19 protein-coding genes and 1 tRNA gene are annotated in these 20,874 nt (G+C 50.7%); 6 read left to right on the top strand and 14 right to left on the bottom strand.

The genetic code is table 11. The features are described 5' to 3' along the window. Nucleotides 1-72: 72 nt before the first annotated feature. Nucleotides 73-1,032 carry an NAD(P)H-dependent flavin oxidoreductase gene (locus A4S02_RS05685; protein WP_249023567.1) on the top strand — a complete coding sequence of 320 codons (960 nt, stop codon included), beginning with the start codon at nucleotides 73-75 and terminating at the stop codon, nucleotides 1,030-1,032. Here the strand turns inward: A4S02_RS05685 and A4S02_RS05680 are convergent. Genes A4S02_RS05680 through A4S02_RS05660 form a run of 5 tightly spaced genes read right to left on the bottom strand, consistent with a single transcriptional unit; the run spans nucleotide 1,027 to nucleotide 6,701 of the window. Continuing rightward, nucleotides 1,027-2,007: an ABC transporter ATP-binding protein gene (locus A4S02_RS05680; RefSeq protein WP_070323206.1), complete on the bottom strand. Its 981-nt coding sequence runs from the start codon at nucleotides 2,005-2,007 to the stop codon at nucleotides 1,027-1,029. The two genes, A4S02_RS05685 and A4S02_RS05680, sit on opposite strands and share 6 nt — an antisense overlap. Further along, nucleotides 2,004-3,035 (bottom strand): ABC transporter ATP-binding protein, encoded by a 1,032-nt coding sequence (locus tag A4S02_RS05675; protein ID WP_099046882.1) that lies wholly within the window; start codon nucleotides 3,033-3,035, stop codon nucleotides 2,004-2,006. The genes A4S02_RS05680 and A4S02_RS05675 overlap by 4 nt, the downstream gene beginning before the upstream one ends. 1 nt (nucleotide 3,036) lies before the next feature. Continuing rightward, nucleotides 3,037-4,011: an ABC transporter permease gene (locus A4S02_RS05670; protein WP_070323204.1), complete on the bottom strand. Its 975-nt coding sequence runs from the start codon at nucleotides 4,009-4,011 to the stop codon at nucleotides 3,037-3,039. 12 nt (nucleotides 4,012-4,023) lie between these two features. After that, entirely contained in the window at nucleotides 4,024-5,043 is a 1,020-nt protein-coding gene (locus A4S02_RS05665) for an ABC transporter permease (RefSeq protein WP_070323203.1), read from the bottom strand. Further along, complete coding sequence (locus tag A4S02_RS05660) at nucleotides 5,040-6,701, bottom strand: ABC transporter substrate-binding protein (protein ID WP_070323202.1); 1,662 nt, start codon at nucleotides 6,699-6,701, stop codon at nucleotides 5,040-5,042. Before A4S02_RS05660 ends, A4S02_RS05665 begins: the two co-directional genes overlap by 4 nt. 213 nt (nucleotides 6,702-6,914) lie before the next feature. Between A4S02_RS05660 and guaB the strand changes: the two genes are divergently transcribed. The 3 genes from guaB to A4S02_RS05645 all read left to right on the top strand — a co-directional run bounded on the left by guaB (nucleotide 6,915) and on the right by A4S02_RS05645 (nucleotide 11,644). Then, on the top strand, nucleotides 6,915-8,393 hold the full coding sequence (guaB, locus tag A4S02_RS05655) for an IMP dehydrogenase (protein WP_070323201.1): 1,479 nt from the start codon (nucleotides 6,915-6,917) through the stop codon (nucleotides 8,391-8,393). 9 nt (nucleotides 8,394-8,402) lie between these two features. Beyond that, nucleotides 8,403-9,716 (top strand): RsmB/NOP family class I SAM-dependent RNA methyltransferase, encoded by a 1,314-nt coding sequence (locus A4S02_RS05650; RefSeq protein ID WP_070323200.1) that lies wholly within the window; start codon nucleotides 8,403-8,405, stop codon nucleotides 9,714-9,716. 95 nt (nucleotides 9,717-9,811) lie between these two features. Then, a complete protein-coding gene (locus tag A4S02_RS05645) occupies nucleotides 9,812-11,644 on the top strand; it encodes a cation:proton antiporter (RefSeq protein ID WP_070323199.1) in 1,833 nt (610 codons plus the stop codon). Here the strand turns inward: A4S02_RS05645 and A4S02_RS05640 are convergent. After that, entirely contained in the window at nucleotides 11,641-12,156 is a 516-nt protein-coding gene (locus tag A4S02_RS05640; RefSeq protein ID WP_208858921.1) for a L,D-transpeptidase family protein, read from the bottom strand. The two genes, A4S02_RS05645 and A4S02_RS05640, sit on opposite strands and share 4 nt — an antisense overlap. Nucleotides 12,157-12,302: 146 nt before the next feature. Here A4S02_RS05640 and A4S02_RS05635 point away from each other — a divergent pair, with 146 nt between their 5' ends. Then, entirely contained in the window at nucleotides 12,303-13,025 is a 723-nt protein-coding gene (locus A4S02_RS05635) for a response regulator transcription factor (protein WP_003623877.1), read from the top strand. Between the two features lie 655 nt (nucleotides 13,026-13,680). Here A4S02_RS05635 and A4S02_RS05630 read toward each other — a convergent pair. Then, nucleotides 13,681-13,755: transfer RNA gene (locus A4S02_RS05630), tRNA-Val, on the bottom strand. 122 nt (nucleotides 13,756-13,877) lie between these two features. Between A4S02_RS05630 and A4S02_RS05625 the strand changes: the two genes are divergently transcribed. Then, the gene (locus tag A4S02_RS05625) at nucleotides 13,878-14,609 is read left to right on the top strand and encodes a YoaK family protein (RefSeq protein ID WP_070324192.1); all 732 of its coding nucleotides are present in this window, start codon (nucleotides 13,878-13,880) and stop codon (nucleotides 14,607-14,609) included. Nucleotides 14,610-14,622: 13 nt separating this feature from the next. On the opposite strand, the gene trpS is transcribed toward A4S02_RS05625, so the two are convergent. The 7 genes from trpS to A4S02_RS05590 form a co-directional block, all read right to left on the bottom strand. Then, nucleotides 14,623-15,618 (bottom strand): tryptophan--tRNA ligase, encoded by a 996-nt coding sequence (gene trpS / locus A4S02_RS05620; protein WP_070323198.1) that lies wholly within the window; start codon nucleotides 15,616-15,618, stop codon nucleotides 14,623-14,625. Between the two features lie 33 nt (nucleotides 15,619-15,651). After that, on the bottom strand, nucleotides 15,652-16,116 hold the full coding sequence (locus A4S02_RS05615; RefSeq protein ID WP_026019167.1) for a c-type cytochrome: 465 nt from the start codon (nucleotides 16,114-16,116) through the stop codon (nucleotides 15,652-15,654). Nucleotides 16,117-16,175: 59 nt separating this feature from the next. Then, nucleotides 16,176-16,673 (bottom strand): FKBP-type peptidyl-prolyl cis-trans isomerase, encoded by a 498-nt coding sequence (locus tag A4S02_RS05610; RefSeq protein ID WP_070323197.1) that lies wholly within the window; start codon nucleotides 16,671-16,673, stop codon nucleotides 16,176-16,178. Between the two features lie 44 nt (nucleotides 16,674-16,717). Next, complete coding sequence (locus A4S02_RS05605) at nucleotides 16,718-17,959, bottom strand: argininosuccinate synthase (RefSeq protein WP_019087718.1); 1,242 nt, start codon at nucleotides 17,957-17,959, stop codon at nucleotides 16,718-16,720. A 110-nt stretch (nucleotides 17,960-18,069) separates the two neighbouring features. Beyond that, a complete protein-coding gene (gene rlmN / locus A4S02_RS05600) occupies nucleotides 18,070-19,296 on the bottom strand; it encodes a 23S rRNA (adenine(2503)-C(2))-methyltransferase RlmN (protein WP_019087717.1) in 1,227 nt (408 codons plus the stop codon). Between the two features lie 121 nt (nucleotides 19,297-19,417). Further along, nucleotides 19,418-19,999 carry a hypothetical protein gene (locus A4S02_RS05595; RefSeq protein WP_019087716.1) on the bottom strand — a complete coding sequence of 194 codons (582 nt, stop codon included), beginning with the start codon at nucleotides 19,997-19,999 and terminating at the stop codon, nucleotides 19,418-19,420. A gap of 137 nt (nucleotides 20,000-20,136) precedes the next feature. After that, nucleotides 20,137-20,874, bottom strand: a complete 738-nt coding sequence (locus tag A4S02_RS05590; protein WP_070323196.1) for a TlyA family RNA methyltransferase — start codon at nucleotides 20,872-20,874, stop codon at nucleotides 20,137-20,139.

The following is a 20,874-nucleotide window of genomic DNA, read 5'->3' as shown; positions in this document are numbered from 1 at the left end:
CAGGAATAAGCACTGCGGATATGGTTGTTGCTGCTAGTAATGCAGGTTTTTTTAGGGTCTCTTGGCGCTGGCATGATGTCCCCAGAAGAAATTGAGATCTCTATTCGTCAGATAAAATCTGAAACAACATCCGCCTTTAACGTTAATCTCTTTATTATTGATCATCTGCCCCATTATCAGCTTGATCCACAAGATATTTTGTTTTTGCGTGATGTTTATGAAAAACTGGAATTAGATTTTATATTGCCTCATCAATATGCTCCATCATTTCAGGAGCAATTTGAGGTTCTGCTTCACGTCAAGCCTCCAGTTGCAAGCTTTACATTTGGTATTCTTACACAAGAGCAGGTTTCCAAGCTGCATGCCCAAGGCATTCTTGTATGCGGCACGGCAACAACCAGTGCAGAGGCACGCGCATGGGTAGATATTGGAGCAGATGCTGTTTGTGCTCAGGGCATAGAAGCAGGTGGGCACCGCGGAAGCTTTCTTTCTGATGGTGAAAATGGCATAGGATTGCTTCCTCTTGTGCGGGAGATTGTAAAAGATCTCTCAATTCCAGTTATTGCCGCCGGGGGCATTATGGATGGAGAAGGCATAGTGGCGGCCATAAGCTTGGGCGCAGAAGCTGTGCAGATGGGGACAGCATTTCTTGGTTGTTCAGATGCAGTGTTGGCCCCAGCGTATAGAAAAGTTCTTGCGCAGCATTTGCCGGCAGAAAGCACTGTATTGACCAATGTTTTTTCAGGCAGGTTAGCACGTGGCATATGCAATCAATTTATTAAAGAATATGGAAGTTCTCAACCATTTCCTTACCCTGTCCAAAACGCCTTAACCCAAGCATTACGCAAGAAGGCAGCGCGTGATGGAAACGCTGAGAACATGTCTTTGTGGGCAGGACAGGGACTCAGACTGATACGAGATAATTCTTTTAAAGGAATGGCGCATATTTTGCAGAATGAAATATGTGCCACAGTGGAACAAGTAAACGCAGCTTTATCTGTTCCAATGCAATGTGGGCGCAGCGGGTCATAACGGAAAATGGCAGGCTACTTCATGTCCATCGTGACGAATGGGGTGTAAAGCCGGGTCTTCCTGTTTGCAGCGAGTTTGCGCATAGGGGCAACGCGTATGAAAACGGCAGCCACTAGGGCGGTTAATGGGGCTGGGAACATCCCCCTGCAAAGGGACTGGGCGTGCCAGCCCTGTAACAGGCCGAGGGATGGCTGCCGTAAGGGCGGCTGTATAGGGGTGGGCAGGTGTATGCAGCACGCTATCGGTATCACCAATTTCCACAATACGCCCCAGATACATGACCGCCACCCGGTTTGATATCTGGCGTACAACAGCCAGATCATGCGCTACAAAAATGTAGGTCAGGCCAAGTTGTTTTTGTAAATCAGCAAACAGATTGATGATCTGGGCTTGAACTGAAACATCCAGAGCAGAAACGGGCTCATCCGCAACAATTAGTTGGGGGGAAAGAGCTAATGCACGTGCAATGTTAATGCGTTGGCGTTGCCCGCCAGAAAATTCATGCGGATACCGTGCCAGTGCTGTGGTGGGTAGGCTGACCAACTCCATAAGTTCATACAAGCGTGCCGTAATTTCAGCAGGGGAACGCTTGCAGCCTTGGACATCTGGATGAACCTTAAGGGGTTCGGCCAGCAAATCTCCTATTCTTCTGCGTGGGTTCAGGCTGGCGTAGGAATCCTGAAAAACCATCTGCATGCGCTGGCGTAAGGGGCACAGGGTGCGTTCAGGCAGATGCGTAATATCGTGCCCTTCAAATATAATCTGGCCGCTCGTGGTAGGTGCAAGTCTGAGCAGACAACGCCCTAGAGATGATTTTCCGCACCCAGATTCACCCACAACGCCCAGCACTTCTCCCGGCATAACGGAAAAGGAAACACCATCTACAGCCTTGAGTTCTTGCCTGCGAGGAAGACGATATGTTTTGTACAGATCGCGCACATCCAGAATGAGCGAAGGTGTTTCGGACGTTTTCATGGCCGGAGGTGGTCCTGTGCAAGCGTATCACTCACGCGTGGTGGCAAAGGTTTGCCTTCCTGCGGCAGAACACAGGCTGCAAAATGACCCGGCCCTGTTTGAACATAAGGTGGCAATGCTATTGTGCAAGCTGTATGTGCGTATTGGCAACGTGGTGAAAAAGCACATCCTGCCGGGCGGTTTTGTGGAAGTGGCGGAGAGCCTGCAATAGCTGGCAAACGCAGTGGTCGTGGCCCATCCAATGGTGGAATGGAAGCCAGAAGCCCAGCGGTATACGGGTGAGAAGGCAATGCAAATAGGGCAGATGTCGGCCCATATTCTGCAACACGGCCAGAATACAGCACCATGGTGTTATCGCAGATTTCTGCCACTACGCCCATGTCATGTGTAATCAGTAAAACGGATGAGTGGTGCGTATCTCGCAGACTGCGTATGAGTTCCAGTATCTGTGCCTGTACCGTGACATCCAGTGCAGTGGTGGGTTCGTCTGCAATCAGAAGGGAAGGGTTGCACGAAAGGGCCATGGCAATCATGGCGCGTTGGCGTAAGCCGCCAGAAAGCTGGTGTGGGTAGCGGTCGGCTGTGCGTTCAGGGTCTGGCACCCCCATATCACCCAGTAGTTTTACAGTGCGGGTGCGGGCTTGCTTGCGGGAAACGCGTTCGTGGGCACGTATCTGCTCATCAATCTGCCAGCCTATTGTGTAAACGGGTGTAAAGGCTGTCATGGGGTCCTGAAAAATCATGGCAATTTCTTTGCCACGCAGGCGCCTCAGCTTTTTTTGCGGCATTCCTACCAGTTCCTGCCCCCGAAAACAGACAGAACCTGTTACCTGCACGCCGGGGGCATCAATCAGGCCCATAAGCGCCAAAGCCGTGACAGATTTACCCGATCCGGATTCACCCACCAGCCCCAGAATTTCTTGATGATTCAGGGTGAAGGAAACACCATCCACAATTGGGATCATCTGCCCGCGGGCCGGAAAACACACCCGTAGGTCGCGCACATCCAGCAGGGCTTGGGAGGGCATGTTAGCGGGCATCGCGCACTCGGGGGTCAAGTAGAAGGTAGATCATATCAACCGCCGCGTTCGCCAACACAACAAACACAGCAGAATACATGACGGTCGCCATAATGAGGGGTAAATCCAGATTGGTAAGGGCCTGATAGGTTAGGCGCCCAACGCCCGGTAGGCCAAAAACCACTTCTGTTAGCAATGCGCCCCCTCCGACCAACTGTGCAAAATCCATACCGAATAGGGATACAAAGGTGACCATAGCGGTGCGTAGCCCGTGCCGGATAAGGATGCGGGCAGGAGAAAGCCCTTTGGCCCGTGCCGTGCGTATAAAATCTTCCCCAGAGAGCGCAACGAGATCAGCCCGCAGCACCCGGCTGTAAACGCCAATAAACAAAACCGCCAACACAACCCACGGGATAATCAAAGCCTTGAACCAACCCCAAGGGGTTTGTGTAAGAGGCACATAGCCCAGAGCCGGAACCCATGAAAAAAGCCATGTATCATGGTAGCGGTTCTGCGTTATCAGGTTTGCCACTTGCCCCAGCCAGAAAACGGGTATGGAAATACCAATTAACCCTAGCATCATCAGCGTACGGTCAATCCATGAGCCTTTCAGCGCAGCAGCCAGCGTGCCCATGGTAATGGAAAGTACAACCCAGATCACGGCTGCACCACACACCAAGGAAACTGTAACTGGGGCCGCGCGTGTAATTTCGGGCACCACCAGTTCGCCTCTATCTGCATAAGAGGCGAGATCCTGCGTGATGAACAGCTTTTTCATCATAATGGCATATTGAACAGGCAAAGGGCGATCAAACCCGTATTCCTGCCGGACTTTTTGCATGGTTTGTGGAGATGCATTTTTGCCAGCAATACGGGCTGTGGGGTCTGCGCCAGGTGTGGCAAAAAATACGGCAAACACTAACGCGGAAATACCAAACAGCACGAAAACTGTTTGTCCCAATCGGCGGAGGGCGGCCATCAACATGTGGTGGGCCTCCTATTGTTCACGATGGCTGGCATCACGCACATCCAGCGCATCTCGCAGGCTATCGCCCAAAATGTTTAGGGCCAGCACTACGGCAATAATGGCCAAGCCCGGTGCAATGGCCACCATGGGGCGCGTGTAAATAAGCCCTTCACCATCCTGAATAAGCGTTCCCCAAGATGCCGCAGGTGCCTGCACGCCAATGGATAGAAACGAGAGCGCGCTTTCTGCCAGCAAAGACATAGCCATGATAAGCGGCCCAAGAACAACAAGAGTGGAGGTTACGTTGGGGAGAATATCTCGCAACACAATGCGCCAACGGGGCACGCCAAGGCAGCGTGCAGCCATAACAAACTCGGCCTCCCGCAATGCCATCACCCGGCCACGAATGGGGCGTGCAGCATAAGGGATATAAACCAAGGCGATAATGCAGATAGGCAGTAGTAGGTTATCAGATTCAATAACAAACGGCCCCAGATGCAGCCCATCACTGACAGTGACAATGGAAAGAGAAATAGCGAACAGATACACAGGAACAGACCACATGATATCCATCATGCGGGAAAGAATGATATCTACAATGCCACCGCAAAAACCGGCAGTTATTCCCACAGCGGCAGCCATTATAAGGCACAGAACGGCAGAACAGAATGAAATAAGCAAAGAGTTCCGGCCGCCATATAACAGCCGTGCAGCAATATCACGCCCTTGGCTATCTGCCCCAAGCATGTAGCTTCCATGCCATGTAGGGCCAATGGGGCTGAGGCCAAGATGTAGCGGGTTATCATTGGGCTGCATGATATCCACTTCCTGCCCATTCACCGTGATGGAACCAGCCACATTGGAAACAAAAGGATCTGTATGCGCAACATAGCGAGCGTAATAGGGCGCAAGCAGGCTGGCCACAGCGAGAAACACCAAAACGGCAAAAGAAAACAACGCAGAGCGATTGTGGCGTAGGGACCGCAATGCCATCCGCCAAGGGCCGGGTGGCTTGGTATTTTGCGCAGTGATGGGGGCGGGATCAGTCATGGAACCTGTAGCTGAGAAAGCAGGATTTCATCATTAAGCGTAATTATGACGTTTCGTGTGCGTTTAGAAACCAGCACAACCCTTTTGGTTTGCACCAAAGGCACGGCGGGGGCTTGCGCCATCAGCGCTTGATCAACTTGAGCCCATGCCGCATTGCTGGCTGCGTGATCTGTTAAGGCAAGTTGGGCGGCATGGCGCATCATGTCATCAATATGCGGGTCACAAAAGCCGGACATATTGGGTGAATTATCGGAATGGGGGTGAAAATTGGAACACGCAAACAGTGTGTCCAGAAAGCTGGCTGCAGAGGGGTAATCTGCATTCCATCCACCAATGGAAATCTGCACATGGTTGTCTGAGTTCTGCACAAACGTGAAATGGATGGCAGGGCTAATGCTGTGGACTGAAGTCTTGTAACCAAGATTTTCTAATATGCTGCGCAAATCTAGAGCAGTGTTGTCCGATTTGCCACCTGAAGGGGTCACAATCGTCACCCGCATACCTTGGGTGCCACTTTCCCGCACAAGCTGACGAGCTTTTTCCATATCTGGTTTGGCCCATTCTGACGCAGGGTTTTGCGGAGACGCGCCAGCGGTATAGGCACAAAAACGTTCGTACCCCGGAGTGCCTTCTGGCAGAAGCTGACACTGCGGAGCTGCAACAGCGCTGCCCCCATCATAAATCACCATCGCATGCCGATTTACCGCGTAATTCAGTGCCTGCCGCACTTTGAGGGATGTAAACGGCGGTTCATTTACATTCAGCGTTGCGTAATAATACAGCAAAGGGGTGAAAATATGCACTTGGTCTGCATATTTGCTGCCAACCTCACCCAAGCGGTCTAGCGGAACGTTTTCATACATCAGATCAGCCTGACCGTTTTCTACTGCCGTTACGGCGGCTTCTGGCTCCAGTCCGAATGTTACTTCTATGTGATCAGGAAAGCCCGCTGGCTGCGCATTGTGTGACCATTCATGAAAGTATGGGTTGCGTTCAAAACGCATATGCGTTGTGGGGTTGTAATCTGTAATTTGGTAAGGCCCCGTGCCCGGAGGGGCTGTGTTGCCCATATCATGGTTAGGCGTGCTTGCGGGCAGAATGCTTGCGTGAACCCATGCCAGATGTTCCAGAAATTCAGGATCCGGGCGGCTGAGGTGAAATGTGATGGCATTTGTTGCTGCGTCTGTTTCAATACCTTCGGCCAAAGTGCAGTGGGCAGGGTCTTTCAGGCAGGTATCTGCCCCTTTAATTGCACTATAATACGGTCCCGCAGTAGGGCTGCCTGCAGCAAAAATGCGTCGGAAAGAAGCAGCAACATCCGCCACGGTTAAAAGCTGCCCGTTAGAGAAATGAATACCTTTGCGCAAGGTCAGCCTATAGGTCAGCCCGTTATCTTCTGGATCAGGAACATTTTCTGCCAGATTGGGAATAACAGGTTGAGCATCAGCTCCCGCAAATTTTGGGTAGGTTAAAAGCGTATCATAAACAGGTGTTTCAAAAAATTTTGTTAGGCCGATATAGGATATCTGCGGATCAAGCGTGCCCGCTGCGCTAGAAACCAGAATGCGCAGCGTGCCTCCTGTTTGCGGAGCTTCCACTGCATGTGCAGCAGCAGGGGCCAGCATAAAACCCCACAGAAGAGGAAGAACACGTTTCATCTACCGTGTTATGGCCTGTATGCGGGTGTCTTTCAAACTTTCAAGCTCTGCTTTTTTACATTCACATTAAAAAAACGGAGAGAAGATGCGTGTAGCGCTTGCGTTTATGCGTGCATCATCATAAGAGGGAGCGCCAATGGTCGGGTGACCTGCGGCGTAGCATATGCTTCAGGGTAACCTGCCTTTTTGTATTTCAGCAAGGGTGCCCGCAGCATGACCTCTTCCCCCTATAGCCGTGTTACGGAAGCTCTGGCGTTTGACGATGTGCTGGTTGTGCCGGCTGCATCTGACGTTGTGCCTAGCCAGACAACCGTTCGCACGCATCTCACGCGCTCTATCGAACTGAATATCCCGCTGGTTTCCGCCGCGATGGATACGGTTACGGAAGACCAGATGGCAATTGCCATGGCCCAGCAAGGCGGCCTTGGGGTGATCCATAAAAATCTGCAGCCGGAAGAACAGGCCGAGCAGGTTCGTCGCGTTAAGCGTTTTGAATCTGGCATGGTGGTAAACCCGGTAACCGTTGGCCCAGATCAGACACTGGCTGAAGTGCGTGATATCATGCACCGCCACGGTATTAGCGGCTTGCCTGTGGTTGAACCCGGCACGCAAAAGCTGGTTGGTATTCTTACCAACCGTGATGCCCGTTTTGCCGTAGATCCCAATCAGCCTGTTTCTGAATTGATGACCAAAGATCGGCTGATCACGGTTAAAAATGGTGTGGATGCAGATACGGCCCGCCAATTGCTGCACAAGCATCGCATTGAAAAACTGCTGGTGGTTGATGATGCAGACCGCTGCGTAGGTATCATTACCGTTAAGGATATGGATAAGGCCGTTGCCCATCCGCTGGCTATCAAGGATAGTTTGGGCCGCTTGCGCTGTGCAGCAGCAACAGGCGTGGGTGAAGATGGCTTTAACCGCGCCAAAATGTTGATTGAAGCTGGTGTAGACGTGCTAGTGGTAGATACAGCGCACGGCCATTCCGCAGGTGTTCTGGGTGCAGTTGAACGCTTGAAAGCCTATGATGCTAATGTGCAGATTGTGGCTGGTAACGTAGCAACGCCAGAAGCGGCTCATGCTCTGATTGAAGTCGGCGCAGACTGCGTAAAAATTGGTATTGGCCCAGGTTCTATTTGCACCACACGTATTGTGGCTGGTGTGGGTGTGCCTCAGTTCTCCGCCGTTCTTGAAACCTCTCTGGCATGTAAGGAAAAAGGTATTCCCTGCATTGCAGATGGCGGTATTCGTACATCGGGTGATATCGTAAAGGCCATTGGTGCCGGTGCCGATGTGGTTATGGTGGGGTCCTTGCTTGCTGGCACGGAAGAAGCACCAGGTGAGGTGTTTCTGTATCAGGGACGTTCTTACAAATCCTACCGTGGCATGGGCAGCCTTGGTGCTATGGCGCGTGGTTCGGCTGATCGGTATTTCCAGCAGGAAGTCAAGGATGCACTCAAGCTGGTGCCAGAAGGTATTGAAGGCCGCGTGCCTTACAAAGGCAGCATGGCTGCGGTTATTCATCAGCTGGTGGGCGGCCTTAAAGCCGGTATGGGCTACACAGGCACCCACGTGCTGAAGGAACTGCAGGAAGGTGCTAAGTTCCGCCGTATTACAGGCGCAGGCCTGCGTGAAAGCCATGTGCATGATGTTTCCATCACGCGTGAAGCCCCTAATTACCGTCGGGATTGATAACCACATATGACACCTTCAGCCAGGCTTGCGGCCGCCATTGATTTGCTTGCAGCAATGGAAGCCGCCCCGCGCAAACCCGCTGATGCTGTAGCCAACAGCTTTTTCAGAGAGCGGCGCTACATGGGCGGCGGAGACCGCAGAGCCATATCCGGCCTTGTATGGGATGTAATGCGGGCGTGGCGTCGGCTTGGCTGGTGGTTGGAGCAAAAAGGGCAGGTGGCATCTGCTCGGCTCCGGGCTGGGGCGCGTTTGTTGTTCGATGGTTTCTCTCTTGCTGAAGTAGAGGAAATGTTCGAGCAGGGGCGCTTTGCCGCAGGGGCTTTAACGCGTGGTGAACTTTCAACACTTACGCCGCTAGCAGGTAAAACGCTGGATAACCCGGAAATGCCTCGGGCGGTTTGGTTGGAGCTACCAGATTGGTTGTTGCCGCATCTGGAAGCAACTTTTGGCGATAAGCTGGAAGACGAGCTTGCAGCCATGTCCACTCCAGCGCCGTTGGATTTGCGGGTAAATATTCTGCGCGGCCCCCGTAAGGAGGCGCAGCGTAGTTTGGCATGTGAAGGCCTGCATGCTGAACCCACGCCGCTTTCTCCATGGGGGTTGCGTTTGCCTGCGCGTTTGCCAGTTACAACCAGTGTGGCGTTCCGTGATGGGCTGGTAGAAATTCAGGATGAAGGCAGCCAGCTTGTTGCGGCCATAAGTGGCGTTGAGCCTCAGATGCGTGTGCTGGATTATTGCGCAGGTGCTGGCGGTAAAACACTTGCCATGGCCATGATGATGGAAAACAAAGGCCATATTGTTGCATGCGATGTTTCTGCGCCTCGGTTAGAAGGTGCTGTTAAACGCTTGCGGCGTGCGGGTGTGCATAATGTGGAACGGCACTTGCTAGTGCCCGGAGACAAGTGGGCTAAGCGCCGAGCCGGATCATTTGATCGGGTGTTGGTGGATGCACCATGTAGCGGCACGGGTACGTGGCGCCGAAACCCGGATGCGCGTTTTCGTACCACGGAACAGGATCTGACAGAACTGCTGGAAAAACAGGCTACCATTATGGATCGGGCCGCAGCGCTTGTGCGTGCCGGAGGGCGGATGGTGTATGCAACTTGTTCTTTGCTACGTGCAGAAAATATGGATCAGGTTACGGCATTTTTAGCGCGCCATCCTGATTTCAGGCTTGTTCCTTCAGATAGCCCCAATATGCCAGAGGCATTGCGCAAGGAAAGTTCCATTAGTCTAACACCTTTGCGGGACGGAACTGATGGCTTTTTTGCCGCCGTAATGGAGCGAGCCGCGCCAGAACTTGAGGCAGGTATAGAATAGGAAAACATTTTTAACTGTTCATCTTATTGGTCTTACGCATAATACTGATGTCTGATTCATCAGGTCCTATAGACCAATAAGATAAATGGCCCAGCATGACTGAAAGCGTAATTCTTTTTGTTTTTCTCGTGTTGGGCGGCGGTATGCTGGCACAATGGGTGGCTTGGCGCTTCAGGTTACCTGCCATCGTTCTGCTTTTTTCTCTGGGGCTGCTTTTTGGGCCCGGGTTGCAGATCATGCATCCCTCAGAGGTAGCTGGTAGCGCCTTTCACCAAATGGTCTCTTTGGCTGTGGCGCTTATCGTGTTTGAAGGCGGCCTCGCGCTTGATTTTCGTCAGTTAAAAGAAGCCGGTGAAGGCGTTTTGCGCCTTACGCTGGTGGCATTGCCGATCAACTTGATTTTAGGCAGCATTGCAGCCCATTATGTTGGGCGCATGGGCTGGGGCCCGGCCTTTCTGTTTGGTGCCATTATTGTTGTAACAGGGCCAACGGTTGTTCTGCCCTTGTTGCGCCACGCTAAGCTCAAACCTCGTATTTCAGCCTTTCTGCGGTGGGAAGCCATTCTGAATGACCCCGTCGGTGCCATTCTGGCTACATTGGTGCTGGAAGTGCTGCTCATGCAGCCAGGGGAGGGGTCTGGCACATTTTTTGTATCCATCATCCCGCATATGCTGATGAGCGCTACTTTGATGATTGCGCTTGGCATTGGTACGGCGTGGGGTGTGCGATGGCTGTGCATACGGGATTTAATGCCCGAAATCCTGAAAATGCCGATACTGCTCAGCCTTGCGTTGATTCTGTACGTTATTGGTACCTTAACCATGGATGGTGCTGGGCTAATTGCCTCCACTGTATTTGGTATGGCGCTGGTAAACCTGCGTATTCCCGGTATGGCGGAAATCCAGCGAATGAAAGAAGCGCTGGTGGTGCTCATTGTCTCCATCCTGTTTATCATGCTTACAGCAGATCTTACACGTGGTGAGCTGGCTGGTTTGTCATGGTCTATTGGGGCTTTAACGCTAGCAGTGCTGTTTGTGGTGCGGCCGTTGGGTATTTGGTTGGCTACCATAGGTTCCAGCCTTAGCAGGGCTGAACGGCTATTTATGGGATGGATTGCACCGCGTGGTATTGTGGCAGCCGCAGTTGCAGGTGCCGCCGGTGTGCGCTTGCAGGATGCGGGGTACCCCGGAGCCTCTCAAGTTATGCCAGCCGTTTTTGCCGTTATTGCCTCCACCATGATTTTACATGGTTTTTCCCTTATTCCGCTTGGGCGCCGGTTGCATCTTACACTTTCCAACCAACCTGCTCTGGCCATTGTGGGGGCAAATGACTGGTCCACCCAGTTGGCTATGGCAGTGCATGCTGTGGGTACGCCTGTTTTGCTGGTGGATAGTTCTGTGAGTGATTTACGCCCAGCCGAGCGTGCTGGCGTGCCAGTTTTGTGTGCTGAGGTTTTATCGGAAGAAGGTACAGAAAATTTGGAAGAACGCCCGGCTGACTATCTCATTTCAGCCACGCCGGATGCCATTTATAATGGGTTAGTCTGCGCGCATTTGGCACCGCACTTTGGAGGGCAGAGGGTTTATCAGGTCAGCCCCGGTATTGCGCGGTTGGATCAGTATCGCGGTTTTAGCCGGGAAGCGCGCGGAAAGGTTTTGGGGCAGCCTGCATGGAATTTTACCGTGCTGGAAGCGCTGGTAAGCCAAGGTTGGCATTTTGTTGCGATAGAAGTCTCAGAAGATAATCAAGATTATCTTCTGAGTGAAAGCAGCCACTTCCTATTGTTTTTGGTGCTTCAGAAAGGTGCCGCCATTACGATTGTTTCGGCAGAAGATGAGCCACAACCGACCCTAACACCCGGATATGTGGCAATAGGGTTGATTGCGCCGGAGCAAATGGCCAAACCTGCTTCTGGCAACACCGCTTAACGTGCCGGATGAATGGTTATTTCTGTAGCTCCAGTGGCCAGAACAAAGCGTAGATCCGCTTCTGTTAGCGCAACGCAGCCTTCAGTTGGTGTTTTATTGGGGCGCTGCAGGTGCATGAAAATGGCAGAACCTTTGCCGGGGTCTGCTGGACTATCATTGTAACCAACCACGACAATCAGATCATACACAGCATCTTCACGCCACAGAGCTTCGTGCCGGAAGGAAGATGGAAGCTGAATATGTTGGTTATAACAGGATGATGAAGGATCATCACACCACCCATCCTTTGGGGTTAAAGGGATAACGGGCAGGGCAGCTTGAGGTTTTGTAATCCGGTCAGCCCGATAAAATACCTGCCGTAGGGGGAAGATGCCAAGCGGCGTTGCCAGATCGCCTTCGCGTTTATGGTGCGTTACGCCATTCTTGCCGATAACGGCGCTCATGCTTTTGTGTCTGCAATGCAGTTGTGCATCCATATTGCTGTTTACTGTTGGCCAGACGTGTATCATCATAAACAATCTTACCCCTGCTTTATGGCTTTCGCGTGAGGTTGACGTATCATGCCGGAAATTGGTTTCGATACGATTCGTTGTGTGATCGGTAAAGAAGTAGGCCAAGGCAGCCGAGCCAGAGGGCTGACATAAGGAGACGATGTTCCATGACGGGTGCGCGCCCAATTTTGGTTGTAGATGACGATCAGGTCATTCGCAGAACACTGGCAGAGCAGTTGCAGTTGGACGGGGAATTTCAGGTTCTGGAGGCGGCAACATTGGCCGAAGCTCGCCAGAAGCTGAAGGAGCCAGATGCACGATGTGATGCTATTCTGCTGGACGTAACCCTGCCAGATGGAGATGGGCGCGATTTTTGTGCAGAACTGCGCAAGGATGGCCTGCGTATGCCCGTTATCATGCTTACAGGATCAGATGATGAATCTGATATTGTGAAGGGGCTTGATGCTGGCGCCAATGATTACGTTGCAAAGCCTTTCCGTATAGCAGAGCTTCTGGCCAGATTGCGGGCGCAGTTGAGACTGTTTGAAAACAGTGAAGATGCTGTGTTTTCCATTGGTCCATATACGTTCCGCCCTTCTGCCAAGCTGTTGCAGGAACCAGCCAAAAATCGTCGCATTCGTTTGACGGAAAAAGAGACGGCTATTCTGAAGTTTCTTTATCGTGCAGGAACGCGCCCAGTACCCCGGCAGGTTTTGCTGAACGAGGTGTGGGGATATAATGCAGCGGTAACAACACACACGCTGGAAACACACATTTACCGCCTACGCCAAAAGATTGAGCCAGATCCAGCTCATGCCTCTTTGCTGGTTACGGAAGGTGGGGGGTATCGACTTAACCCTGAACCAGAAGTTGCGACAACAGCCGTTTGATTTTTGGCAAATTGAAGTAGTTTTAACTTCTAATGGTTTTGTGACTTAAGTCATATAAAAAGCCCTCCATATTGGAGGGCTTTTTTGTAGTTCAAGATGGCAATACTACGGCGCAGGCTGGGTAAGTGTGGAGCGTAAGATGTATTCGGTTAGAGGTCTTTTTTGGCTTAGATAGTAGAAGAGCAGCATAGAAAACAGGATATTTCTCAACCTACATATTGGCGAACGCTTTGCTTCTACGCATTCGGATCCATTTTTCTTCCTCCGTGCCACTTAGGGTCATTTTCAAAAACGTACAGGATGGCAAACCAGAATGTCTGCAGAGTTGGAAAGTGCTCCGGGGAGGAGGGGATAAGTTTAATCATTGGTGATAATAAGCAAAGTCTTTTAAGGCACTTATAGTGTGCTCTGCCAAGGTAGATCAAAGAGTTTCAGGCCTTCGCCAAATGAGCAACAACCAAGAACGGTTAAGCGCGGATACGTATCGAGAATATCATCATTGGAACAGTTTGGTGGTATGGACATAATAGGCCATTCCATCATGTTCTTTTTTGATAATGGATTATTGATTTTTAAAGGGAGTAAATCGCGTTAACCTAGAATATGAGAGATGAGCACAAATACTCTAAAACTCTATAAAAACTAGGAAAAACCGTGGTGGGTGCGACAGGGATTGAACCTGTGACCCCCGCCGTGTGAAGGCGATGCTCTACCGCTGAGCTACGCACCCGGTTTGTGGGAGCTTAATATCTGTCTTCAAGGTATTTGGCAAGGGGTATCTCACATAAAAAGTGTAAAAAAAACAGGGCAATGGCATTGCTTTGCATCATTAAAGCGGAGAAATTCTTAATCATGCTTTTGAGAGAAAAAAGTCAGCGCAGTTTTCAGATGAACCGGCAACTCGGCAGTTCTCTTGCTGTTGTAGCAGGCACTGTAAATGTGCTTGGTTTTCTGCAATTTGGATATTACTGCGCCAATATGACAGGCAACGCATCCAGTCTGGCTCTCAAAATAAATGCTTTAGATGTTAGGGCCGCCTTTTTATGTTTTGTTTTAATTATAAGCTTTGTTCTGGGGGCCATAGTTTGCACTGTTTTAGTTAATATGGGGCGCCGGAAAGGTTGGGGCGCTGTATATGCTTTTAGCTTGGTTTTAGAAGCAGTTATCCTTGTAGCTTTAGGTGTGAAATCTACTTGGTTTACGCAGGTGGGCGTGCCAGACGGCGGTGCTGCATTGGTTTTGAGTTTTGTCATGGGGTTACAAAACGCTACAGTAACACGCATTTCTGGGTCTGTTGTGCGTACAACCCACGTTACCGGAATGTTGACAGACCTTGGAATAGAAATATCCGATTGGCTTGAATCTTTTTACCATCAAATTAATGATGAGTATTTGGATATTATCAAAAAACGCTTATGGCTACACGCACAAATTGTATTTTGTTTTATTGTTGGGGGTGTTTTGGGGGCTGTAGGTTATATGCATTGCCAAAAATATATTTTATTTATAGTGGCAATTGTTCTGGTTACTTTGGCAGCGCCGGGCATTATTGAAAATGCCCGCACATCTGCACATAAAAAATAGTGTTAGATTGTGTCTATTTTAGAAAACCAACAAGTTTTTCAGCTTCGGAAACAATAGGTTCTGCAATGCTTTGTGCACGTTGTGCGCCAGAATGCAAAGTTTTGAGCAAATAGCTTTTATCTTGCAAAAGGCGTGTGGTTTCTAGCCCGATGGGAGCAATAGCGTTAACCACAATTTCTGTCAGCGCTGCTTTAAATGGCCCAAAACCTTGGCCTGCATGCTGTTTTAATACCTGCTCAGCCGAAATATCTGCCAAGGCTGCATAAATGGAAACAAGATTTTTTGCCTCAGGGCGATCAGCAAGGCCTACGATATCTTCTGGTAGGGGGGCAGAGTCTGTTTTTGCGCGGCGGATTTTTAAAGCAATCGCATCGGCATCGTCTGTTAATTCAATCCGACTTTGTGCAGAAGGGTCGGATTTGGACATCTTTTTGGTGCCATCACGTAAGCTCATGATACGTGCTGCTGTAGGTGGAATAAGGGGCTCTACCTGTGGAAAAAACTCTACCTTGTAATCATGGTTGAATTTTTGGGCGATATCATTGGTAAGTTCCAGATGTTGCTTCTGGTCTTCACCCACCGGAACATGCGTAGCTTTATAAGCTAAAATATCGGCAGCCATAAGGTTGGGGTACACGTATAGGCCGGCCGAATGATTTTCGCGGTCTTTCCCCGCTTTATCCTTAAATTGCGTCATACGGTTGAGCCATCCGATCCGCGCAACACAATTAAAAATCCATGCCAGCCGCGCATGGGCAGAAACGGCAGATTGGTTGAAGAGAATGTGCTTATCGGCATCAATGCCCGCAGCAAGCAGGATGGCGGCCTGTGTTAAGGTATGTTCGCGTAGTTTTTCCGGGTCTTGCCACACGGTAATAGCGTGCATGTCTACAAGGCAGAAAATGCACTCATAGTTTGCCTGCAAATTAACCCAGTTTCGAATTGCCCCAAGATAATTTCCAAGTTGGGGAACGCCGGAAGGCTGAATACCAGAAAAAATACGCTGCATAAGAAAAGTATCACCACATGTTATGGGGACAGATTATGGGATTGGATGTGTGCGATCCAGTTCTTCCCGCTCGCCTGCAACTTTACCAGCTGATTTCCGATCAGCCCGTGCGGTTGCAATGTCTGCCGCGCTTATTGTTGGGGCAGGTTTTAGGTTTCCACGTTGTGAAAGCCAAGTCAGGATGGCGGCAACTTCTTCATCTTTAAGATAGCGGAAGGGGGGCATCTCTGCACTATAAGCCGCACCATTGGCTTTTATAGGCCCGCTTACGCCGTTCATAAGCACATCAGCCAGATATTTGCGCCCTTCTGGGGTGCTGGCAATCTGGTCAATACGGTTTACAAGAGGGGGAACAGAGCCGGGCATACCATCGCCACCATGATGGCAAATGCCACAGTTGGTGCCGTAAAGGCTGGAGCCGCTTTTAGGGGAACACGCCGCCACCAAAAGCAACATGCCGCCACATAAAAGACGATACGCAAAGCGTGAAGAAAGCATGGGCAAAAACCCAAGCGGGTTCTTAAAGTCAAGAACCCGCATTATCATGAGAGTTTATATCAGGGCGAATTGTGTGCATGTTCCACACCCAAAAGCTGGATGCGGAAAATCAGCGGGCTATCTGAAGGAATAATGCCCATGGATTTATGCCCATACCCCAGTTCTGGCGGAACATACAGCATCCAAGTATCACCTACATGCATCAGGGGTAGAGCTTCCATCCAGCCTTGGATCAGGCCAGCCAGAGGCATTTGCATATAGGCACCGCTGCCATGTTGGTCTGAGCTATCAAAGATAGAACCATCAGGCAGACGCCCTTCATAAATAAGCATCATGCCATCACCCGGCCGTGGTTGTTCACCATCTTTGGGGCCGGATTCCAGCACTTTATAGGCCAAACCATCTTTTAGAACGGTTACGCCAGGTGCAGAGCGCAGCTTTTCCATCTGCTGAGCAGGCGTAAATTCCTGTTCTTCCTTGTGAGAACCACAGGCCGTAAGAGATACGGCCAAGCTGGCCGCAAGCATGCAGGGAATAAGAGAAAAGCGACGGATCATGATCTTCTTCAACACCTTCTGATGGATGGTGGAAAAGGGGGGCCTTACAGGGCACCACCCTTACGCCCGATCTGCGCGCCCAAGCGCAGGCGCAGTGCATTTAGCTTAATAAAGCCTTGAGCATCCTGCTGGTTATATGCGCCTTCATCATCTTCAAACGTGACAACTCGGGCATCATACAGGCTGTTCGGGCTTTCACGCCCAACGCAGATAACGTTGCCCTTGTACAGTTTGAGACGAACGCGCCCTGTAACAGAATGCTGGGAGGCATCGATAAGAGCCTGCAGCATCCGCCGTTCTGGAGAGAACCAGAGGCCGTTATACAGAATGGAAGCGTAGCGCGGCATCAGGCTATCTTTAAGATGCATGGCTTCGCGATCCAGCGTGATGGATTCCATACTGCGATGTGCAGCCAGCAGGATGGTACCACCGGGTGTTTCATAAATCCCGCGGGATTTCATGCCAACAAAGCGGTTTTCCACCATGTCCAAACGACCAATGCCGTTGGCTTTCCCCAATTCATTCAGGCGTGTCAGCAATGTAGCAGGAGACATAGCTACGCCATTGATGGCAACGGGATCGCCGCTCACAAAATCCATGGTGATTTCTGTGGGCTTATCCGGTGCTGCTTCTGGAGAGATTGTGCGCTGAAACACAATTTCTTCTGGAGCAACCGCGGGATCTTCCAGCACTTTCCCTTCGGAAGAAGAATGCAGCAGGTTAGCATCTACAGAGAAGGGGGCTTCACCGCGCTTGTCTTTGGCAATCGGAATCTGGTTTTCTTCAGCAAATGCCAACAGACGTGTGCGGGATGTCAGATCCCATTCCCGCCAAGGAGCAATAACCGTGATGTCTGGCTTGAGGGCGTAATATGCCAACTCAAAACGAACCTGATCATTGCCTTTGCCGGTTGCACCATGTGCCACCGCATCTGCACCAACTGCTTCTGCAATTTCAATCTGGCGCTGTGCAATCAACGGGCGCGCAATGGATGTACCCAGAAGATACTGGCCTTCATACAGGGTATTGGCCCGGAACATGGGAAAGACAAAGTCCTTCACAAATGTTTCGCGTAGATCTTCAACAAAGATTTCCTTTACGCCAAACATTTCCGCTTTTTTGCGGGCAGGTTCCAGTTCTTCCCCCTGGCCCAGGTCAGCCGTAAAGGTAACAACCTCGCAACCATAGGTGTTCTGGAGCCAGCGAAGGATAACAGATGTATCCAAGCCACCAGAGTAAGCCAGAACAACCTTTTTGACGTCTTTCCGGGCGGAAGTCGGGCCCATGAGGCAGATCTCCTGATATATAAATCTGTAACTATGGCTTTCCTCCTATCACTGCAGGAGGCGTGTAACCAGAGTGCATTCGCCCACCAAGGGCTGTTTATGCGGAAAAATTATTCCGAAACAGGTACAGCACTTGCGCGCGCGCGTTCACTTGCGGTTTTTAATTGCCCACAGGCTGCCAGAATATCTCGCCCACGAGGTGTGCGGATAGGGGAGGCAAATCCTGCATTCATAACAATTTCTGCAAACCGGTTTTGCTGTTCCCGCGTAGAAGGCTTGTAATCGCTACCCGGCCACGGATTGAACGGAATAAGATTAACTTTTGCCGGAATGCCAGAAATCAGGCGCACAAGCTCCCGCGCATCGGCTTCGCTATCGTTTATGCCGCGCAGCATAATGTATTCAAACGTAATACGACGGGCATTGCTGGCCGCAGGGTAGCGCCTGCAGGCTGCCAATACTTCCTCTATCGGATATTTTCTGTTTAGCGGCACAATTTCATCACGCAGATCATTTCTTACTGCGTGCAGGGAAACCGCTAGATTGATCCCGAGTTCATCGCCGCAACGGTCCATGAGAGGCACAACACCAGACGTAGAAAGTGTGATGCGTCGACGAGAAAGCCCAATACCTTCGCCATCCATGATAATTTTCATGGCTTTGGCAACATTCTCATAATTATAGAGCGGCTCGCCCATACCCATCAGCACAATGGTGGAGAGAAGGCGTGGGGTTTCGCCTTTGGGGCTGGGCCATTCTCCGTAGGAATCCCGCGCAGCCATGAATTGGCTGACAATTTCGGCCGCCCCGAGGTTACGTACCAGCTTTTGCGTGCCTGTATGGCAAAAAGTGCAGGAAAGTGTGCACCCAACTTGTGATGAGATGCATACAGCGCCACGATCTTCGCGCCGATCAGGGATGTAAACGGTTTCAGCTTCCTGCCCATCACGAAAACGGAACAGAAATTTACGTGTTTCATCTGATGATGTCTGAACCGTTGCGGCTTCTGGGCGACCAATAATAAACCGTTCAGCCAATTTTTGCTGAAGAGGTTTGGCTATGGTGCTCATCCGAGAAAAATCTGTCACACCCTGATGATAAATCCAGTGCCAGAGCTGTTTGGTGCGGAAGGGTTTTTCACCAATTTCTGTCAGAATATCCGTGAGTTCATCGCGTGAAAGCCCAACCAGATCTCTCCGTCCATCGGATAGAGTGGCAGATGGGGGGCTAAAAAGCGCAGCCTTGGCCAAAATGCGTGAACGTTCTTCCGCGTTCAGATCGGTAAGGGCTGAGCTGTTAGCATCAGCTGATGTGGAAGTATAAGTGCGGGAAGACATTGCGGATATGCTGCTACATAAAGGGAAAGGAAGGCGGGTATAACAAAAAAAGAGGCTGATAGATACCAGCCTCTTTTATATATGCGCATCAGTATGCTTTCTGGGCGGTGGCCCTTACGCGTTAATTGCTTTCTTTCAGGGCAGAGCGCAGCCATGGCGCAATGGTAATTTTGGAAGCGTCCATGCCATCCAAAATCATACCAATGGTTTGCGCGGAATATGAATCTGGCTTGGTATCAGCAGAAATCGGGAAGGCTGGCCGTGCAATTTCCAAGGTCATGGCAGGTTCTGCTGTATCTGCTGAGCTTGCACTGGCAGGTGTAAAGCCATCTGCCTGGATATTGGCAGATACAGTAACTTCCCGCGCATCGGGGTTCTGCCCAAAATACAGATACGCATATGTTGCTGCGGCAGAAAGAACATCCTTCATGGCCAGCCGATAGCGATTGTTCGTATTAGAATTATGCGCCTGTAGTGTTGCTGGGTCCGCCTGAATTGAAAGCGTGCCTGCGCGGACATCATCATGCAGGATCAAACCGTCCTGCTCATACCCACGTAAAAGCGTATTACCAACTTCCGTTGCCTGCATGCTTTGGGTAGGGGCAGAAGAGTGCGATGTAGAATGAAAAACTGGGGCAGCCAGTGCGTGGCTGCTTGTAAATGCAAGGCAGGCGACGCCAAACAGACCTGCAATTTTGCGCATGAGATGCTTGCCCTTATTCCTAGTGATAACGTGTAGAAGGATCACAAAGAAATGTGGCAAAAAAATTGATATGCTGCCATGCAAAAAAGGCAGGGAAACCTGAAAATTTAATTTAGTGTTACAATTAATAGTATCAGCTAGATGCGTTCAGCCGCGATAAGAAACTCTCGGTTTCCTTCTGGTCCGGTAATAGGGCTGGGTTCAATTCCGAGCACTTTCCAGCCGGGAAGGCTACTCCACCAAGAAAAAATGGTTTCGCAAACAGCATCATGCACTGCAGGATCACGCACGACGCCCTTAGCTCCTATTTGATCGCGCCCGGCTTCAAACTGAGGTTTGATCAACGCGACAGCCCAAGCGTTTTCTGTGGTAAGTGCCAACGCAGCAGGGAGCACTGTGCGTAGGCCGATAAAGCTGGCATCACACACAACCACGGAAGGGGCTTCCGGTATGGTTGTATTATCCAGATATCGGGCGTTGCACTTTTCCAGCACAGTTACGCGTGGGTCAGACCGCAATTTCCATGCCAGTTGTCCGTGCCCAACATCAACAGCGTAAACGTGTTTAGCGCCGTGGGTAAGAAGCACATCTGTAAACCCACCGGTTGAAGCGCCAACATCTAAGCAGACGCGCCCTTCTGGAGAAAGGCTAAAATGTTCAATGGCATGAGCCAGCTTGCATCCGCCGCGAGACACCCAAGGATGTTCCTGCCCGCGCGCTTGCAGTAGTGCATCTTCAGGAACCTGATCCCCAGCTTTGGCTACGCGTTTTTCACCAGAAAACACAAGCCCAGCCATAATAAGGGCTTGTGCTTTTGTGCGGCTTTCAACCAGCCCCCTGTCTACAAGAAGCTGGTCAACACGACGTCTTGCCAT

It is taken from the genome of Acetobacter ascendens, assembly GCF_001766235.1.
GTDB lineage: Bacteria > Pseudomonadota > Alphaproteobacteria > Acetobacterales > Acetobacteraceae > Acetobacter > Acetobacter ascendens.
The sequence above is the reverse complement of the archived record's forward strand: the minus strand, read 5'-3'. Positions and strand labels throughout refer to the sequence as shown.